Raw genomic sequence first — 18,070 nt, 5'->3', positions numbered from 1 at the left:
GCTTCACCTTGCAAGGCCATCGGCCATGGCGAGGGCGCCGCGGCCCGCGCCCATAGCCCGGGACGCGGGCACGGTCCCGCGCGCCGGACCCGGTAGGCAGACGGCGGGACCTCGCGAGGCCTCCACCTTCGCGCCTTGCGGCGAATCCGGCAGTCGCCTCGCGTACTCGGCGATCGCCGTCCCCAGCGCGACCAGAACGTAGATCGACCAGGTGAACCCCTGGGTGAGGAATGTCCCCGAGACGCAGAAGCCCGCGACGCCCGCGAGCACGGCGTGCCCCATGGCGCGCGCCGGCATCGGCGCTTTCACGCTCTCGAGCTTGCGCAGGGCGAGGAAAGACATCCGTATCACCGTGACCACCATGGCGACGAACGCGATGATCCCCGGAAAGCCGGTCGTGCCGAGCACATCGAACCAGGTCGAATGCACCGCGTGATTGTGGCCATCCCAATGCGGGCTGTAGAAGAAGTAGTTGATCACGAAATTGTTCAAGCCGACGCCGTTCAGCGGGCGCGCCAGCGCCATGTTCCAGGCCGCATGCCAAGCGTAGATCCGGCCCATCGAGGATTCGTCGATGCCGTTGTCCGTTTCTGCGGATCCTCCGGACTGGCGGCCCGAGATCCCGGCCGCCGCGAACAGCGCCATCGCCGCGACGACGGCGATCGTGATCAGCAGAGCCTTCGACTTGATCATCCGCGCGCCGTAGACGGCGAACACGGTCATCAGTCCGAGGAGCCCGCCGCGGCTTTGCGTGTCGATGATCGCAACGACGATCGCGACCGAGGCGGCCATGCCGAACAGCGCGCTCAGCCAGCTCGTCCGGCGCGCGAAGAGTGAGACGGCGAAGCTCAGCGGGAACAGGAGGACCAGCGACAGGTCATTCGGATCGCCGAGCAGGGACTGGATGTCGCGGCCGATGGTCACGCGCGTTCCCTCGACGAGGCCGATGCCATGCGTCCTGTTGTAGATGGCGACGCCGGCGATGAGCACGCCGGCGACAACGAAGGCGTGCGAGGCGATGGCGAAGTCGCGCGGGCGGCGTGTGAGCCAGGCGATCGCGAGCGTCATGATCGCGACCTTCCAGTAGTTCGCCGTATAAAAGCCGACTGCTTCCGGCCTGCTCACCGCAAACGGCAGACCCAACGTCACGAATACAAAGAATATCGCGAAAATGGTCAACAGTCGGCTCCAGTACAGCTCGATGCTGCGCTTCACCAACACATGCCAGCACAGGACCATCAGCGTCGGGATCGCGATCAGCTGCGGAATGTGAAGCGGGCCGAGCGCAGGGAAGGCTTCGTGAATCCGGAAGAAGGAGAAGATGACGAAGGCGAGGCAGAGCGCAAACGGATTGGAGAAGGCGATCAGGCCCGCGAACGGGAGAACCGCGATCGCGAGCGGGGCGAGCGGCCTGATCGCCGGCGGCAACGGCGCGAGCGTCGGCGCCATCGCGAGCGCCGCGAGAATGAGCGCGAGGACGACATGCCTGGCCGGCCGGACGAGCGGCGCGGTGGGCGAAAGGGTCGCCGCGGTCATGCCGGCTGGCTCCCGAACAGCGCGAGGGCGCCGCGTCCCGAGCGCCAGGCGATCACGGCGAAGGCCACCAGTCCGAGCGAGATCGTCGCGCACAGGATCAGGGCGTCGGGCGCCAGCTTCACGCCGGCGACGAGAAACACGACGAGGCCGGCGAGCGCGGCTGCGAGCCCAAGCGGATAGCGGATCGGCGCATCGCGGCGACCCGACGCCAGATAGAGTCCGAGGCGCGCGCTGTGGCCGGCGATGGTGGCTGCGATCGCGCCCCAGACCCCGAACGGCTGGATCAGCAGCGCATAGCCGGTGAGCGCGACCGCCGCGCCCGAGGCGTTGACCGCGAGCACGCGAAGCCCATGGTTGCCGGCGTAGGCGCCGACGTTGACGAGGCTACAGGATTCGTTGAGCACCGAGGCCAGGACGAGCCACGGCACGAAGGGCAGCGCCGCGCGATAGGCATGCGGCAGCATGCCATTGACCATGAGCGGCGCGACGACGCAGGAGCCGATCGCGCCGACGGCCAGCAGCGTCATCCCGATCGCCACGCCGCGCGCGCTCGCCTCGAGTCCGCCCGGTTGCCGCAGGATGGCGATCCGCCGCGCGTACCACCACAGCCCGAACGGTTGAATGGCCAGGGGCGTGATCAGCGACAGCTTGACCGCCAGGCCGTAAAAGCCGAGCGTGGCGGACGGAACCGCCCCGGCGAGGAACCACCGGTCGCAGGATCCCAGGGCGAACATCGACAGCGCCCCGCCGATCAGCGGCAGGCCGTAGCGCCCCGCCCGCTCGAAGGTCTCGCGGTCGAGCCGCACGCCGCATTCCCGAATCTGCAGCGTCAGCAGCGTCGCCGCGATCAGCGCGTCGATCGAGGCGTTTCCGGCCAGGAGGCCGACGACGCCGTAGCCGAGGTTCAGCGTGACCGCCATGGTCGCGACCTGAAGCAGGGTTCTGGCGACCGTGAAACCGAGGAAGGCGCCGGCGTGTCCGCGCAGGCGGAGCCACGCCAGCGGCAGTTCGATCAGCCCTGCGATCGTCGCCGCGGCCATGCCGATCGCCAGCGGCGTCTGGACGAAGCCCAGTCCGAGGCGCGGGGCGAGCGCCCACACGCCGAGCTGAAGCAGCGCGCCGACGACCGCCGCGAGCAGCAGCGCCATTCCCGTCAGCCCGGCCGCGATCTCGCGCCGGCGCTCGGCCGGCTCGGGCGCGGCGAACCGGAACAGGCTTTCGGCGAGCCCGAGCGTCATGACGATGGCGAAGGCCTCGACCACGCTCGTCACGAGCTCGAGGCGGCCGTAGTCCGACGGCGCGAGGCGGCCGGTGACGAGCGGAATCGTGACCAGGGCCATGCCCTTGGTCAGAAGGATGCTCGCGCCGAACAGCCAGAACGCGCGCAGCGCGGTGAGCATGCGCAACATCAGGCCGCCTCGAAGACTTGCGAGAGCGCACGAGAGGATGCGTCGAGCGAGAAGCGCTCGATCACCCGCTCGCGACCCCGTCGCCCCATGGCGGAGCGCTCGATGGGCGACAGACGCAGCAGCCGGCCGATCGCCTCGGCGAGCGACGACGGATCGGCCGGATCGGCGAAGAAGCCGGTCTCCGGCGAGATCATTTCCTTGATGCCCATCTGGCGGGTGGCCACGACCGGAAGCCCCATCGCCATCGCTTCCTTGATCACCAGCGGGCCGGTGTCCTTCGTTCCGTCCGGCCCCTGCTTGAAGGGCGCCACGAGCCCGAAATATCTCGGGCCGTTTTCGACCAGCCACTCGCGCGGGCGGGCGCCGAGAAAGTTGACGCGCTCCGCGACGCCGAGCGCCTGCGCGCGCTCCCGGAGCGCGTTCATGAGGGGACCGTCGCCGACGATGTCGACCGCGGCCGTACCCTGGATCGCCAGGGCGGACAGGAGGTCGTCGACGCCCTTGCACGGGATCAGCCGTCCGACGAAGAGCAGCCGCGGCAGCGGATCGACATCGTGAACCGGCCGGAAGACCTCCGGGTCCGTCCCACAATGGATCGTGGTGACCTTGGAGCTCGGCGCGAGCCGGCGCAAATCCGATTCCATGTCCTTGCAAACCGCGACGACCGCGTCCGCGGCCCCGAGCTTGATCGGCAGGTCCTCGGGCTCCGCATACACGTCGTGGCCATGGCAGACGAACGAGACGGAAATGCCGATCCAGCGCGCCGCGACGATCGCGTGGGCGGCGGCGCCCCCGGCGAAATGCGCATGCAGATGGTCGCATCCCGCCTCCCGCGCGATCGCGGCGATCTTCATTGCGTTCCAAAGCAGCGACTTGCGGGGCTGCCGCTTCTGGCTGAGGAGATACCCGAGCGCCGAGGCCGGATTTCTGCCCGGCCGGGCGAGGGCTCCGAGCGCCGCCCCGGCCGACACGGACGACAGCGTCCGGGCGTCGCGCGCCAGGATTCTGTCGGCGGTCTGAGCCGGCCCCTCGCGCAGCCGCATGACGATCGGAACGACTTCGTGGCCGCGCTTGGCCATGGCGCGGATCTCATTGCCGACAAAAGTCTCGGAGAGAACTGGAAAGTCTCCCAGCACGTAGCCAATCGTCTTCATGTCGATTTCTCTACCCTGCGCCTTTGGCAAGACTCATGCACTCGCCGTAACGACAGCAAGCGCGGCGCCAAGGAGCGAAGTCATGAACGCGGACCCGAGATGCTCGGTCATCATCCCGACCTACAACACCCTCGACCTGCTGCCGCATGCGGTCGCGAGCGTGCGCATGCAGGGTGTCGAGGACATCGAAATCCTGGTCATCGATGACGCCTCGACCGACGGGACGGCCGAATGGCTGGCGGCGGAAGCGTCGCGCGACCCGCGCGTCGTTCCGCTCCACAGCGAGCGAAGAGGTCCCAGCCACACGAGGAATCTCGCGATATTTCAAGCGCGTGCGCCGATCGTCGCGTTCCTCGACGCCGACGACGCCTGGTGGCCGATGAAGCTCGAGCGCGCGCTCGCGTTCCACGAGGGGCGCCCCGATGTCGCCTTCAGCTTCACCGATTATCTCCACGTCGGCCCTCACGGAGATGTGCGCCGGACGTGCTTCGACTACTGGCGACCGCCTTACGTCGACCGCGAGACGAGCGACTTCAAGGTCGTCACGGACGCGGAACTCGAGCTCCTCGCAGTCAACGTCGTCGGGACCTCGACCGTCGTCGCGTCGCGCCAGGCGTTGCAAAACGCGAACGGGTTCGCAGCCGCGTCGCGTTCTGCGGAGGATTGGGAGCTCTGGCTCCGTCTTGCGGCGCGGGGCCCGGTCGCCTGCTCTTCGGCGACGACGACTACCTACCTGATGCGGCCCACGAGCGTCACATCGAACAAGGACGCCCGGATCGCAGCCATGCGCGCCATCGTCGAGCCTTACAGCAACCGAACGGACAAGCGGGCGCGGCAGGCGCTGCGGCAGGCCACGGCGCGGATCGACACGGCGGAAGGCGAGCAGGCGCGCGCGCTCGGCGATTATTGGGGCGCGGCGCGCGCTCATCTTCGCTCGTTCATGAGGTGGCCGATGCCGCGCACCGCGCGCGCCGCAGCGTCCGACCTTCTGGCGGCGTGCACGAAGGCGGCCTGAGGAAGCCATGAACGTCTTCGAGACCGAACGGCCGGCGACCCTCGCGGATGGATCCTGGCTTCGCCGCGCCATGGCGCGGCGCCTTCAGGACCTGCGCCTTCCCGTGGAGATCGTCGACGATCTGCAACTCGTGGTGAGCGAGATCGTCGCCAACGCCGTGCTGCACGGAAGTCCGGCCCCGCGAACGCTGGGGGTCCGGGTCGACATCGAGGGCGTCGATCTGGTCGTAGCGATCACCGACGACGGCGGCCCGTTCTGCGAAAGCGAGCGGCGCATCGGATCCGAGCGCGCCTCCGATCCGCTCGCCGCGACCGGGCGCGGGCTCGCCTTGGCGCGCGCCGCGCTCGACCGCAACGCCTATCAGGGCGGCGTCCCCAATCGGTTCACGGGCTGGCGAAGCCTCCGCCGGCGTCGGGCGACGGCGCTGGTCGTCGAAGACACCCCGGCCCTGCTCGAGGCCTATACCGAGACCCTGCAGCGCGATTATCGCGTGATCGCAAGTTCCTCGATGGAAGAGGCCAAATCGGCGCTCCGGGAGCAGACCATCGACGTTGTGCTGGCCGACGTCCATCTCGGCGACGGCCTCGGCGTGGCGCTCCCGGACGAGATCGCCGCGCTCGACGGCGGCGCCCTTCCGGTGGTTCTGATCAGCTCCGACACCTCGACCGCCACGCGGGACTCGGCGCTGCGGCTCGGGGCGGAATTCTACCTTTCGAAACCGGTTCGTCCGCAGGCGCTGCGCGACGCCGTCGCGCTCGCGCTCTCGCGCGCCACGGTCAGGGACGCTCGCCTGGCGCGACGATTCGCTCGCCACGTGGACGGCTTCCTCACCGGCCGCCTGCCGGAGAGGATGAACGGATACCGGGCGGCGAGCGCGGGCGGAACCGCGGAAGCCGGCGGCGGCGACCTCGTCCTTCACCTGCCGATGGGCGACGGCGACCGGATCGTCCTCGTCGATGTGATGGGACACGGGGTCGCGGCCCGCGCGTGGGCTGTCGCCTACGCAGCGATCGTTCGGACGCTGCACCACTGCCTCGGCGCGATCGACGCCGGGGCGTTCCTGACCGAACTCGCGCGCGTCGCATGGACCGATCCGACGCTCGAACGGGCGCTCGCCACCGTCCTGGTCGTCGACCTGGACGCCCATGGCGCGCTGGTCGCGTCGGCCGGTCATCCGCCGCCGCTCGTCGTCGGCGCCGCGGTCCGCCGCACGACCGTCGTCAATGTGCTGCTCGGCGTCCTGCCGCCCGAACCGCACGAGGCGGAGCGCATCGACCTCGAGCCCGGCGATCGTCTTGCGCTGTTCACCGACGGGCTCGACCCGGCGGACGTGGCGGCGGGGGGCGATCCGCCGCCGTGGTTCATGTCGGCGCTTCTCGGAGGACGCGCCGATCCGCTCGCCCTTGTCGGCGAAACCCTTCGTCAGGCGACCGAGACGGCGCTCGGACCCCGGCCGGCAGACGACTGGACGTTCGTCATTGTCGAGAAGGGGGAGACGCCTTGAACCCGGCGGCGGCGTAGGCGTCGAGCGTGCGGTCGAGCCCCGTCTCGACTCCGAAACGGTCGTGCGCCACGCGCCAGGCCGAGAGCCGCCATGCCTCCGCGCGCGCGTCGCGTTCGCCCGCCCAGGCGCGAACGATCGTCCCGACGGCTTCGAGATCGCCGGCGTCGAACAGCCAGCCGTTCTCGCCGGGGCGGATCACGTCGGGCATCGCGCCGACCCGGGCCGATGCGACCGGAACGCCCGCAGCCAGCGCTTCCAGCGCCGCCATCGGCAGGCCCTCGGCGCGGGAGGGCATGAGCAGCAGACCGATCTCGGGCCAAGCCTCCGCGATGTTCGACACCATGCCGCGGAATTCGACCCGCGCCCCGTACTGGCGTTGAAGCTCGCCGCGCATCGGACCGTCCCCGAAGACCAGCCAGCGGACGTCCGGCGGAGAGGCGGACGCTGCGAGGCAAAAGAGGTCGGGACCCTTTTCGTGGCTCAGCCTGCCGACGAAACCGACCGCAGGCGGAAGCGGACCGGTCGGCGGGCGGTCGGACGTCGCGACGAAGTTGGCGATGAGCCGCGAGGAGAACGGCAGCCGCCCGGCGATCGCGGGGCTGACGCTGATGCGGGTCGCAAGGAGGCCGGTCCATTCGTCCAGCCGCTGATAGACGTTGACGGGAAACCGCCCTGTCTCTCCGGAGTGGAAGGTCGAGACGACCGGCACGCCGAGCAGGCGCGCGATCGGGCGGCCGAGAACGCCCGCCTTGTAACCATGGGTGTGGAGGAGTCCGGCCCGTTCCGCTCTCAGCCGCTGAAACAGGCCGTTCACACCTCCGCGGTTGACGTCGAAAGGGAGTCCCTCCGCTGCGAGCTGCTCGAGCCACGGGTGGTCGCCGTGGTCGTCGAGCAGGAGGATTCGGGCGTCGTAGCCGCGCCGCCGCAGCGCCGCAGTCAGCACCGCGATGTGGCGTTCGATGCCGCCGATGCCGCTGGAATCGACGAGCAGGCGGATCGCGCCGGCGGGAACGGCCATGGCCGTCGACCGCAGGTTCGGCGCCGTCGCGCTAGGCAGGGACATCGAGAACCTTCGATCGGCGGGCGCGATCGCCCAACCACCGCGACAATTTCGGGAAGAACCGCGCGCCGCGCCCGGCCTCGCGAGCGACCTCGGCCCCGACCGTCGGCTGATCGCGGCCATTGACCACCAAGCCGAGGATGTTGGCCGCGCCGAGCGCCGCTTTCGCGGCCTCGATCGACTCCCTGGTGGTCTTGCCGCCGAGGCAGACCAGGATCACCGCGTCGGCGCTGCGCGCCGTGAGTTTTCCGGGCGCGAGATAGTCGCGATCCTCGATCGCCGGCGCGCAATCGATGATCACGGTTTCCCAGTCCTTGTGGGCCTCGGCCCAGAGACGGCGCAGCACGTCGGGCGACCGCAGCCGGAACGTATCCGTCTCTCCGTCGGAAAGCTTGAACCAGCCGATGTTCTCCGGCTCCGGCTCCCACGTCGGCGGCGACGGGCTCGAGCCTTCGCTCGCGTCCACGAGCAGAGTGCGCGACGGCGCGAGAGCGCTCCGCTCCGCGAGCGCGCGGGCGCACGCCGAGGCGCCATCCCCGGCCTCGACTCCGATCACCGCAACCACGCGGGCGCCGGCCCCGATCGAGGCCTGATAGATCGCCTCGACGTATTTGGCGCTCGCCCGGAGCTGGATGTCGGGAAACGCGACGTCTTCGATCGCGGCCAACGCGCGCGGGCGGCGCCACGCGCGAAACGACGTTCCGGCCAGGGCCACGGCCCCGTAGGCCGAGCGCGCAGTCAGCCGCATCACGCGTCCTGCGCGGGCGGCTGCGCCCTGTGCCCGGGCGGCGGAGCGCGAGGGGTCGTCTCGCCTTTCCATGATCATATCCGCCTCAATGGCCGGAGGAGTGACTGAGGGAAGCCGCGATGCCGGCCAGCGACGCCGCCGAGACCATGTTCCCGATCGCCCCGGTAATCTGCTGCCATTCGTCCTGGCCGTGGTTGGGGATGTAGACGACGTCCCCCGCCCGGACGACGGGCACGCGGCGGATGTCGCCCGTCTTGGCGAAGGCGAGCAGGTCGAACACGTGCGCCTGCGACTGCGTGGAGGACAGGTTGACGACAATGATGCGATCCTGCAGCGCGTCCGCAGTCGGCCCGCCGGCTTCGGCAAGCAGGTCGAGGATCGACATTTCGTCGCTGTATGGATAGCGGCCGGGTTTGCCGACTGCGCCGAGCACGCGAACCACCTCCGACGGCGGCTCGTCGAGGTAGTTCTTGCTCTGGTCCGGAACGAAGATGACGTCGCCGGGCCGGACCTTGGGGAGCAGCTTCTCGTCGCCCGTGGCGAAATAGGCGCTGAGATTGACTCGGGAAACGCGCGAGCCTTTCTCCCCGCGATGAGCGACGCGGATGTTGCGAACGTCGGCGCCCGCGGTCGGCCCGTTGGCGGCGGTGAGGATATCGAGGAACCCGAGTCCCGTGTTGAAGGCGTAGCGTCCGGGAATGCCGACCTGGCCCATCACGTAGATCGACCGCTCCGGCCCCTGCCGCATCCACTGCGCCTTGTTGTCGGCAGTATCCTGTGGAAGTTCCGGAACCATGACGACGTAGCCCGCGTGAATCTTCGGCACGTTCTGCAGCGACCCCCCGCCCTTGAGGAACGTATCCAGGTCGAACAGGACCGGCGCGGCCTTGTCTCCGTCCTTGCGCAGGATCTGGATGTGGGAAATGTCGGCGTGCGCCGTCGGGCCGCCGGCGTTGGACAGCAGGTCGAACAGCGACATCTCGTCCGACCATTCGTAACGGCCGGGCTTGTAGAGCGCGCCGAGAACCTGCACCGCGCGGGTGGGGGCGATCTTGAGCCACGAAGGCTGATCGGCGCTCTCGTTCTTTTCAGGAACGAAGATGGCGTCGCCGGGCTTGACCGAGGGCAACTGTCCCCCCGAACCATCGGCGTATTTGACGAGGTCGACGTTGGTGATCTTTCCGTCCCCGTGGATGATGTGGATCTGCCGGGTGTCGGCGTAGCGCGTCGGGCCGCCGGCGTTGGCGAGGATGTCGATGAACGAAGCGCCGTCGCGAGTCTCGAACGCGCCGGGTTTGGCGACCTCGCCCATCACGTAGACCGTCAGTTTGCCGCTTCTGATCTCCTCGACCGACTTCGGCACGTAGATCGTCGCGCCGGGCTCCACGTCCGGCAGGAGCGCCGTGTCGCCGGTGTCGAGATAGGCCTGCAGGTTGAAGATGACCGGTTTGGTCTTGTTCAGGATCCGGATCTGCTCGGGCGCCGAGTACCGCGTCACGCCGCCCGCGCGCATGATCATGTCGATGACCGAAGCGCCCTTCCGGTAGGCGAAGGTTGCGGGCGTGTTCACTTCGCCGAAGATCCTGATGGCGGAGCGCTCCTCCCCGCCGTCCCCGGTGGCTGCGAGCGTTCGGCCGTCGAAGTCGATCTGCACGTTGCCGGTCAAGGGCGACGCCGGGACGAAAATGACGTCGAGCGGCGCGAGCCGCGGCAGCGCGTTCGCGTCGCCGGTATCGAGGTATTTCTTGTAGTCGAACTGCTCGCGCTTGCCGTCGGCGTGGGTGACCGTCATCCGGTCGAGCTGCGCCCCCTGGCTGACGCCGCCCGCCGCGACGAGCGCCGTCTGGACGTTGGCGTCGCCGGCGAGCACGACGTCGCCGGGATTCTTGACGTAGCCGAGCACGGTGAGCGGCAACCTCCGCTCCTTCAGCGTGACGGACAGTTTGTCGAGGTCGCGGTAGGCGTGCGCCAGCGCGTCGCGGATCATCACGGTCGCGGCGTCGAGCGAGTGACCCGCCACCCTGAGGGCGCCGGCTTCCGGCAGGGTGATGGCGCCTTTCCGATCCACCGGAAAGTCTTTGTTCAGGGCGGCCTCGCCGGGCAGGCCAATGGTCAGCACGTCGCCGATGCGCAGCGCCCCATCGCTCGGCTGAGCGCCGGCCCGGACCACGGCCAAGGCCAGGAACAAAGCGAGCGCGAGAAGGGTCGCGACAATCTTCATGACAGGGTCCGGTCCGTGTCCGGACGCTTGCGTCTCACCGCCGCCTCGAGCGCGTCGATCTGCCGCTCCAGACGGGCGATGTCCGCACTCGCGTCCGCAGTCAGTCCGGCCGCCATCTCGCGCCGGCAACGCGTCAGGAGCAGGCTCGCATCGGCATAGGCCGCCGCGTCGTATTTCGGCGCCCCCCGCTGGCGCAGCGCATCGAGACGGTCGCTGAGGTCTTGAAGCTGCTTGTCCTGAATGGGAAGGTATTCGGCGAAGCCGCCGGCGCCCTCCGAGGGCCAGGGCCCTTCACTGAAAAAGCATCCCGAGAGGCCGAGGCAAGACACGAAGATCACAACAAATTTGTGCATTGGGCCCGGCGGCGGCCTCCGTGTCCCTACAATGCGGCTTGGGGACTCGGCCCAACCATAAACTCGAGCTTCAACTGTCGCAACAGACGCGCCGGCTGCCCAGCCGCATTGACAAGAGAAACTTTGAGTGAGCGCTCGCGCAGCCGCTTGAAGACGAAGACGATCCCGCCGACGCCGGATGAGTCCAGGAAGTCGACGCCGCTCAGATCAAAGCAGACGTCGCTCCGACTGTCGGCCAGTTCTTCGAACAACGGCCTCATGGCGGTCATCGAAGCCGCGTCCATATCCTGGTCGATCTTTATCAGTCGCATGGTCATCCATCCCCTTGTGATCCGCTCCCGTCGGAGCAACGCTCATGCCATGCCGCCGTGAGCGTCGACCGGGCGGATTTCGGCGCGCCCGCCGGGCTCCTGCGCCGCCCATTGCAATACGCGAAGCGTTATGCGCGGCGGGAAGAATGTGGGCGCTCTACAGCATTCTCACTTTGCAATCGCGGTCCGGCGCCGGACTTCCTTCGCGTTCGTCGGCGCCCGCGGCCCTTGCCGTCAGGCGGTTCGGCACGCCGTCGGCGACCACGCGTCCGGCCGCCCTGAAACCTGCGCGAATCGAGGCGGAATTGCGGGTTGCGACGCGCCGGCGCGCGGTGCGGGACGGACGCCGGCGTTTTTTGGCGATGCGGTGGCACGGAGGTTGCCCCTTGGATCCACGCACGGGCCCGCCGATGACGGCCGGCCCCGGCAGCGGACGGAGACCATGGGACATCGCGTCGCGCATATCGTTCAGAGGATGGCCCCGGGCGGACTCGAGGTTCTCGTCCTCGAGCTTTCGCGTCAATTGCCCGGCGACCATCTCATCGTCAGCCTCGAGGGCGAGGCGGACGCGCTCGCCGCCGCCTGGCCTCGGCTCGGCGAAAGCGCCGCAGCTCTCGCCGCGATGGCGAAACGGCCGGGACTGGACGCCGGCCTCGTTCTCCGTCTCGCAGCGCTGTTACGCGAGCGCGGGATCGACACGGCGTTCACGCATCACGCCGGTCCGATGCTCTATGGCGGAGCGGCGGCGAGGCTCGCGGGCGTCCGCCGTCTGGTTCATGTCGAGCACGACGTCTGGCAGTTCGACGACCCGAGGCGCGTTCGTCTCATGCGGCGCGCCGCCGCGATTCTCCGCCCCCGTGTCGTCGGGGTGGCCGAGAGAATGCGGGAGCCGCTCAAGCGCGTCTATCCGGGCCGAACCGTCGAGATCATCGCCAACGGCGTCGCGCTCGACCGTTGCGACGTCGACCGCGCCGAGGCCAGGCGCCGTCTGGGTTTGAGCGAGAGCGCCTTCGTAGTCGGGGCGGTCGGACGGCTCGAGCAGGTCAAGGGCCACGACCTTCTGATCGAGGCCGCGGCGTCGGTGACGCCGGAGCCGGTCCTGTGCATTGTCGGCGACGGCTCGCGCCGCGCCGACCTCGAACAGCTCGCCCGGAGCCTCGGCGTCGCCGAGCGGGTCCGCTTCCTCGGCCACCGCGATGACGTCGCGCAGATCCTTCCGGCTTTCGACGTTCTCTGCCAGCCCTCGCGCGCCGAGGGCCTGCCGCTCGCCGTGCTCGAGGCTCAGGCCTGCGGCGTGCCGGTGGTCGCGACCGACGTCGGCGACCTCGCCTCGGCGGTCTGCCCGGCGACCGGCCGGCTCGCTCCGCCCGAGAACGCAGCGGCGCTGGCCGCCGCCCTGAGCGCGACGTTTCGCCAACCGTCGCCGGTCTCCCCTCGCGTCTTCATCGCCGCCCGCTTCGACTGGCGCAACACGCTCAACGCCTACTCCGACCTCCTGAAAGCCTGAACCATGATCGCGGAAGCCATCTGCCTTACGAGCTGCGGCCTCGTCGCCTACCATCACCTCGGCTACCCGCTGGCGCTCAAGGCGCTCGCGCGCCGCCAGCGCTCGCGCTGGGAGGCGGCCGGAGTGGGCTGGTCCAGACTCCCATCGATGACGATGATCGTCCCCGCGCACAATGAGGACCGCTTCATCGAGGCGAAGATCGCCAATTGCGCCGAATTCGACTACCCTGAGGACCGGCTTGGGATCGTCATCGTCTGCGACGGCTGCACGGACGCGACGGTCGGGCGCGCGCGGGACGCGATCGAGCGGCTCGGCGCGCGGGGCGCCCATTTCGGACTCGTCGTCCACGAGGCCAACCGCGGCAAGGTCGCGACGCTCAACGCTGCGATCGCCGCCTGCGACACGGACCTCGTCGCGCTGTCCGACGCCTCGGCGAAACTCTCGCAAGACGCGCTCGTCAGGTCGGCATGGCGGATCGCCGAAGACCGGGTCGGCTTCGTGACCGGCGCCTATTCCGTCCCGTACGGAACCCCCGCCCAAAAATTCTACTGGCGCTACCAGACCGCGGTTAAGCGGGACGAGGCGGCCCTCGATTCGCCGTTCGGGGCCCACGGCGCCTTCTATGTGTTCCCGCGCGCGCTCTGGACCCCGCTCGAGCCCGACACGATCAACGACGACGTCATCCTGCCGATGCGGATCGTGGCGCGGGGCTTCCGCGGCGTTTACGATCCGGCGATCGCGATCGTCGAATGCGAGCATGACCGGCCTGCCGAGGACCTGCGGCGGCGGCAGCGGCTCGGGGCGGGCGCGATGCAGCAGACCCTGCGGCTGGCCGGGCTGGCCGATCCGCGCCGTCCGGGCCTGGCGTTCGTCTTCCTGTCGGGAAAGGCGCTGCGGGCGGTGATGCCCTTCGTTCTCATCGCAGCGCTGGTTTCGAGCCTGGCGCTCGGCCGGTCCTCGCCGGCGTTCGCATGGCTGTTGGCCGCGCAGCTTGCGCTCTACGCGATCGGCCTCGCCGGCATGGCCGTCCCCTCGTTCGGCCGGCTGACTGCGGTCCGCGCGATCGCCTATCTGGTCAGCGGCTATGCGGCCGCCGGGTACGGCGCCGTCCGCTATCTTTTCGGCGGCTATCGCGCGCCCTGGACGCGGGTCGCGCCGCGGACTCCGGCGCTCGACGACGGCGAGCTTCTGACGGGAACCGCGGCGTTCGGCAAGCGCGCGCTCGACGTCGCGATCGCAGGCCTCGTCCTCGTCGTGTTCGCCGTGCTGTTCGTTCCGGTCGCCCTCGCGATCAAGCTCGAGAGCAAGGGGCCGGTATTCTACCGCCAGCTTCGGGTGGGGTTGCGGACGCCGACGCGGACGCGCCTGTTCTACATGACCAAGTTCCGCACGATGCGCACGGACGCCGAAACGAAGTCGGGCGCTGTATGGGCGACCGAGCGCGATCCGCGCATCACCCGCGTCGGCAATTTCCTGCGCAAGACCCGTCTCGACGAGCTTCCGCAATGCATCGACGTGCTGCGCGGCGACATGTCGGTCGTCGGGCCGCGACCGGAGCGTCCGCAATTCTTCTCGATGCTCGAGCGGGAGATCCCGTTCTACGCCGAGCGCACCTATGGCGTGAAGCCGGGCATCACCGGGCTCGCGCAAGTGTACTTGCCATACGACAGCTCGGTCGAGGATGTCCGGCTGAAGGTGCTTCACGACCACGCCTACGCCCTGCGCCTGATGGCGCCCGGCAAATGGCTTGCGACCGACCTCGGCATCATGCTGCGCACCTTCTCCGTGATGATCCTCGGCAAGGGCCGCTGAACCTTCCCATTCGAACATTCAGGAGCAAACCGTGACCCGCAAGCATTTTGGAACCGACGGCGTCCGCGGCCGCGCCAACGTTCTTCTCACGCCCGACCTCGCCATGCGGGTCGGCCAGGCGGCCGGCGTCCTGTTCCGCACCAACGCCGTCAACCGCCGCGTCGTAATCGGCAAAGACACGCGCATCTCGGGCTACATGATCGAGACCGCGCTGGTCGCCGGCTTCACTTCGATCGGGATGGACGTGCTGCAACTCGGCCCGATGCCCTCCCCCGCCGTCGCCATGATCACCCGCGCAATGCGCGCCGACCTCGGCGTGATGATCTCCGCGTCACACAATCCTTTCGCCGACAACGGGATCAAGTTCTTCGGCCCGGACGGTTACAAGCTGTCCGACGCCCAGGAGATGGAGATCGAGGCGGTGATGGATTCGTTCACTTCCGCGTCGCTGGCGGCCCCCGACGCCATCGGCCGGGCGAAGCGGATCGACAGCGTGCGGGCGCGCTACGTCGAATTCGTCAAGCGGACGATGCCGCGCGAAATGTCGCTCGAGGGCCTCAGGGTGGTGATCGACTGCGCCAACGGCGCCGGCTACAAGGTCGCGCCCGAGGCCCTTTGGGAGCTCGGCGCTGAAGTGATCGCCATCGGCGTCGAGCCGGACGGCTTCAACATCAATCGCGACGTGGGTTCGACGGCGCCCGAGGCGCTGCGGCGCAAGGTCCTGGAGCTGCGCGCCGACATCGGCATCGCGCTCGACGGCGACGCCGACCGCGTTCTTGTGGTCGATGAGAAGGGCCAGGTGATCGACGGCGACCAGATCCTGGCGCTGATCGCCGACCAGCTTCAGGAGGAAGGCCGCCTTTCGCAACCGGGGATCGTGGCGACGGTCATGTCGAACGGCGGACTCGAGACGCATCTGGCCGAGCGAAAGATGGCGCTCGTACGAACCGCGGTCGGCGACCGCTACGTGATCGAGCGCATGCGCGCCGACGGCTACAACCTCGGCGGAGAAGCGTCCGGCCACATCATCCTGTCGGACCACGTGACGACCGGCGACGGACTGGTGGCCGCGCTTCAGGTTCTGGCGGCCATCCGCCAGACCGACCGGCCGGCGAGCGAAGTCTGCCGCCGGTTCGAGCCCATGCCGCAGATCGTGGAGAACGTCCCGACGCTGCACCGGCCGAGCGCCGCCGCGCTGGCGGCGCTGACGCAGGCGCACGAGCGTCGGCTGGGCGCGAGAGGCCGCCTGCTCGTCCGACTGTCAGGCACGGAAAATTTTGTGCGGATCATGGCCGAGGGCGAGGACGCGGGCGTTGTGCGCAGCGTGGTCGACGAGGTGTGCGGCCTCGTTCGCGGCGACCTGAGCGAGCGCGACCGGGCGGCTTGACCGCTCCCGCATTTCGCCCAACCACACGCCGGGCTGCGGCGCGCCAGACTCCGGGGTGTGCGAGGCTCGGCCGGTCTCGGGTGGAAACCGAAATTGGCCGGAACGCAGCCGCGGTGAACGAGCCGGTGACGTCGCGCCTTTTCTGCTGGATCGGCGAGTGAACGTCGCTGGATGGCAGGCCCGACATCCGTCGGTCGCCCCACGGCAGAACCCGTGCGCCCAAGAGGGCGCGTTCAGTTGCGAAGGGCGCCGGACCTGCGACCATGAGATTGGCGGTTCGCCGCCGCCGTGGTGTCCGCGTCTCTCCTGGATCATAACCCCCGTCTGGACGTCGCGTTTCACTCGATCCGCTTTGCAAAACCGAAAGCGTTTTGCGAATCGCGCGGAGAGGGGCTTTGCGCTCGCTCTGATCGGCTTGCCCGACCGTATCGGACCCGGGCCCCAGTGACGCCGCCGGACCGTGAAGACCACCCCGCCGCGCGAGCGCGGAGAGAGCCGACGGCGTCGCGCCGAGCAGCCGAAAGCTCATGCTCGTCGCCCGAATTGCTGGCCGAGCGCCGGCTTCCGCGGCCGTCGCCCGACCGAGCGACGGTTGCGCCGGCGAAGAGCCCGGTCAAAGCCTGAGCAAGCGCAGGCTTCGATCGATTGGCGTACGAGCCCCGTGCCTACGTTCGTCAGCGCCGGTCGCGCGGCATGCCCGTTGCATCCTGTATCGCCATGAACACGACGCTCGCCTTCGACGGACGTTTCGCGTCGCTCCTCCTTGCGGGCGGCGCGCTGAACGGCTCCGTCTTCCGGGTGCTGGAAGCCGGCAAGGATTTGGGGTCGGACGCGCCGTTCGATTTTTACGGGATAAGTCCGTTCGAACTTCTCGTGGCGGGGGTCGCGGTCCGCCTGCTCTGGTCGCGCGAGCGCGTCTTCGTGGGCGCTTTCGCTCTCGGCGGCGTCGCACTCACCATGGCGGCCATGCTGTGGCCGAGCAGCCTCGTCGCCTGGCTTCTCACCACAGCGCTGGCGTGCCTTCTGGCGTTGGGCTCCCGCGGCGCGATGCGGTCCGGCGCGCTCCTGTTCGCGGCGCTCGGCGCCTGGGAGGCCTGGAGCGCCGTGCTCGAGCCGGTGGTGTCCGGAAGCCTGCTGGCGCTCGACGCCGGCGCCGTCGCTCGCTTCCTGTCAATCCTGCGCGACGACGTGGTCCGGATCGGCAATGTCGTGGGCGCGCCGGAGGGACACCGCATCGTCGTCCTCGTGGGTTGCTCGACCGCCCATTTTCTTCCGCTGCCGATGCTCGGCGCCGCGGCGCTGCTGCTCGTCCGCGGCGAACGGGTCGGTCTTCCCGCCGTTCTCGGTCTCGCGGCGCTCGCCATTGCGCTTGTCGCGATGAACGTGACCCGGCTCACCCTCATGGCCTGGTCGGCCGACCTCTATCACTTCGTGCACGGCGCCTCGGGCGCGACGATTTTCGACGCCCTCACGAGCCTGGCCATCCTGTCGGCGGCCCTCGCCCTGCCGACGGAACGAAGGCTCGAAGCGCGATGACCCGGCTGGCGCTCGTCCTCGTCCTCGTTCCCTGGCTCGCGCTTTCGGTGGGCGCGAAGATTTTGCGCTACGCGCCCGCGCGCGAGGCGTCCGCGCCGCGGGCGGAACGGCTGGTGAGGACCTTCCTCGAATCCGAGGGATGGGCGTTCGCCGGCAGGCGGCCGATAACCGGCGCGGGATTGTACGCGCTCCAGTCGTTCCGCAAACCCGGGTGCGCGCGCCCTCTCGACGTGGCGGTCCTCGGCCTTTCCAGCGAGTCCGCCGAGGTCGTGTTGGCGAACCTCGGGTCCGACGCGGCTTTCCTCAGCGACGGGCGCTTCTCCGCCCGGGCGTCCTCCGGGACCTTCGTGGAGAAGGCGGCGCTGGCGGGCCTGACCCTGAACTCGGACCGGATCCTGGCCCCTCTCGCCGTTTCCCCGGCGCCCCGGGCGGACGACCGCTCGCCCTGCGCCCCTCCGCCGCCGGCGGCGTGGGCCCGGATCGGCGACGAACCCGATGGAGGCTGACGTTTGCGATC

15 protein-coding genes are annotated in these 18,070 nt (G+C 69.2%); 7 read left to right on the top strand and 8 right to left on the bottom strand.

The window, feature by feature from the left end:
• Window positions 1–3: 3 nt before the first annotated feature.
• Genes DFR50_RS06720 through DFR50_RS06710 form a run of 3 tightly spaced genes read right to left on the bottom strand, consistent with a single transcriptional unit; the run spans window position 4 to window position 4,099 of the window.
• Window positions 4–1,536, bottom strand: a complete 1,533-nt coding sequence (locus tag DFR50_RS06720) for an O-antigen ligase family protein (protein ID WP_113888434.1) — start codon at window positions 1,534–1,536, stop codon at window positions 4–6.
• Window positions 1,533–2,945 (bottom strand): lipopolysaccharide biosynthesis protein, encoded by a 1,413-nt coding sequence (locus DFR50_RS06715; RefSeq protein WP_113888433.1) that lies wholly within the window; start codon window positions 2,943–2,945, stop codon window positions 1,533–1,535. The genes DFR50_RS06720 and DFR50_RS06715 overlap by 4 nt, the downstream gene beginning before the upstream one ends.
• Window positions 2,945–4,099, bottom strand: a complete 1,155-nt coding sequence (locus DFR50_RS06710; protein ID WP_113888432.1) for a glycosyltransferase family 4 protein — start codon at window positions 4,097–4,099, stop codon at window positions 2,945–2,947. The genes DFR50_RS06715 and DFR50_RS06710 overlap by 1 nt, the downstream gene beginning before the upstream one ends.
• Window positions 4,100–4,181: 82 nt before the next feature.
• Between DFR50_RS06710 and DFR50_RS06705 the strand changes: the two genes are divergently transcribed.
• Entirely contained in the window at window positions 4,182–5,114 is a 933-nt protein-coding gene (locus DFR50_RS06705) for a glycosyltransferase family 2 protein (RefSeq protein ID WP_170153086.1), read from the top strand.
• 7 nt (window positions 5,115–5,121) lie between these two features.
• Window positions 5,122–6,618 carry a SpoIIE family protein phosphatase gene (locus DFR50_RS06700; RefSeq protein WP_113888430.1) on the top strand — a complete coding sequence of 499 codons (1,497 nt, stop codon included), beginning with the start codon at window positions 5,122–5,124 and terminating at the stop codon, window positions 6,616–6,618.
• On the opposite strand, the gene DFR50_RS06695 is transcribed toward DFR50_RS06700, so the two are convergent.
• The 5 genes from DFR50_RS06695 to DFR50_RS06680 all read right to left on the bottom strand — a co-directional run bounded on the left by DFR50_RS06695 (window position 6,590) and on the right by DFR50_RS06680 (window position 11,317).
• Window positions 6,590–7,681 (bottom strand): glycosyltransferase family 4 protein, encoded by a 1,092-nt coding sequence (locus DFR50_RS06695; protein ID WP_170153085.1) that lies wholly within the window; start codon window positions 7,679–7,681, stop codon window positions 6,590–6,592. The genes DFR50_RS06700 and DFR50_RS06695 overlap by 29 nt on opposite strands.
• Window positions 7,668–8,426, bottom strand: a complete 759-nt coding sequence (locus tag DFR50_RS31945) for a P-loop NTPase family protein (protein ID WP_170153084.1) — start codon at window positions 8,424–8,426, stop codon at window positions 7,668–7,670. The genes DFR50_RS06695 and DFR50_RS31945 overlap by 14 nt, the downstream gene beginning before the upstream one ends.
• Before the next feature lie 85 nt (window positions 8,427–8,511).
• Entirely contained in the window at window positions 8,512–10,647 is a 2,136-nt protein-coding gene (locus DFR50_RS06690) for an SLBB domain-containing protein (RefSeq protein WP_113888428.1), read from the bottom strand.
• Entirely contained in the window at window positions 10,644–11,000 is a 357-nt protein-coding gene (locus DFR50_RS06685; RefSeq protein ID WP_113888427.1) for a hypothetical protein, read from the bottom strand. Before DFR50_RS06685 ends, DFR50_RS06690 begins: the two co-directional genes overlap by 4 nt.
• Before the next feature lie 26 nt (window positions 11,001–11,026).
• Complete coding sequence (locus DFR50_RS06680; protein ID WP_113888426.1) at window positions 11,027–11,317, bottom strand: STAS domain-containing protein; 291 nt, start codon at window positions 11,315–11,317, stop codon at window positions 11,027–11,029.
• A 436-nt stretch (window positions 11,318–11,753) separates the two neighbouring features.
• On the opposite strand from DFR50_RS06680, the gene DFR50_RS06675 reads away from it, so the two are divergent.
• The 5 genes from DFR50_RS06675 to DFR50_RS06655 all read left to right on the top strand — a co-directional run bounded on the left by DFR50_RS06675 (window position 11,754) and on the right by DFR50_RS06655 (window position 18,059).
• Complete coding sequence (locus DFR50_RS06675) at window positions 11,754–12,818, top strand: glycosyltransferase (protein ID WP_170153083.1); 1,065 nt, start codon at window positions 11,754–11,756, stop codon at window positions 12,816–12,818.
• A gap of 3 nt (window positions 12,819–12,821) precedes the next feature.
• The gene (locus tag DFR50_RS06670) at window positions 12,822–14,630 is read left to right on the top strand and encodes a sugar transferase (RefSeq protein WP_113888424.1); all 1,809 of its coding nucleotides are present in this window, start codon (window positions 12,822–12,824) and stop codon (window positions 14,628–14,630) included.
• A gap of 31 nt (window positions 14,631–14,661) precedes the next feature.
• Window positions 14,662–16,017, top strand: coding sequence for a phosphoglucosamine mutase (gene glmM / locus DFR50_RS06665; protein ID WP_113888423.1), 1,356 nt, complete (start codon window positions 14,662–14,664; stop codon window positions 16,015–16,017).
• A gap of 717 nt (window positions 16,018–16,734) precedes the next feature.
• The gene (locus tag DFR50_RS06660) at window positions 16,735–17,553 is read left to right on the top strand and encodes a hypothetical protein (RefSeq protein WP_113888422.1); all 819 of its coding nucleotides are present in this window, start codon (window positions 16,735–16,737) and stop codon (window positions 17,551–17,553) included.
• Window positions 17,550–18,059, top strand: coding sequence for a hypothetical protein (locus tag DFR50_RS06655; RefSeq protein ID WP_113888421.1), 510 nt, complete (start codon window positions 17,550–17,552; stop codon window positions 18,057–18,059). The genes DFR50_RS06660 and DFR50_RS06655 overlap by 4 nt, the downstream gene beginning before the upstream one ends.
• Window positions 18,060–18,070: the final 11 nt, after the last annotated feature.

Source organism: Roseiarcus fermentans (assembly GCF_003315135.1).
Lineage (GTDB): Bacteria > Pseudomonadota > Alphaproteobacteria > Rhizobiales > Beijerinckiaceae > Roseiarcus > Roseiarcus fermentans.
The sequence above is the reverse complement of the archived record's forward strand: the minus strand, read 5'-3'. Positions and strand labels throughout refer to the sequence as shown.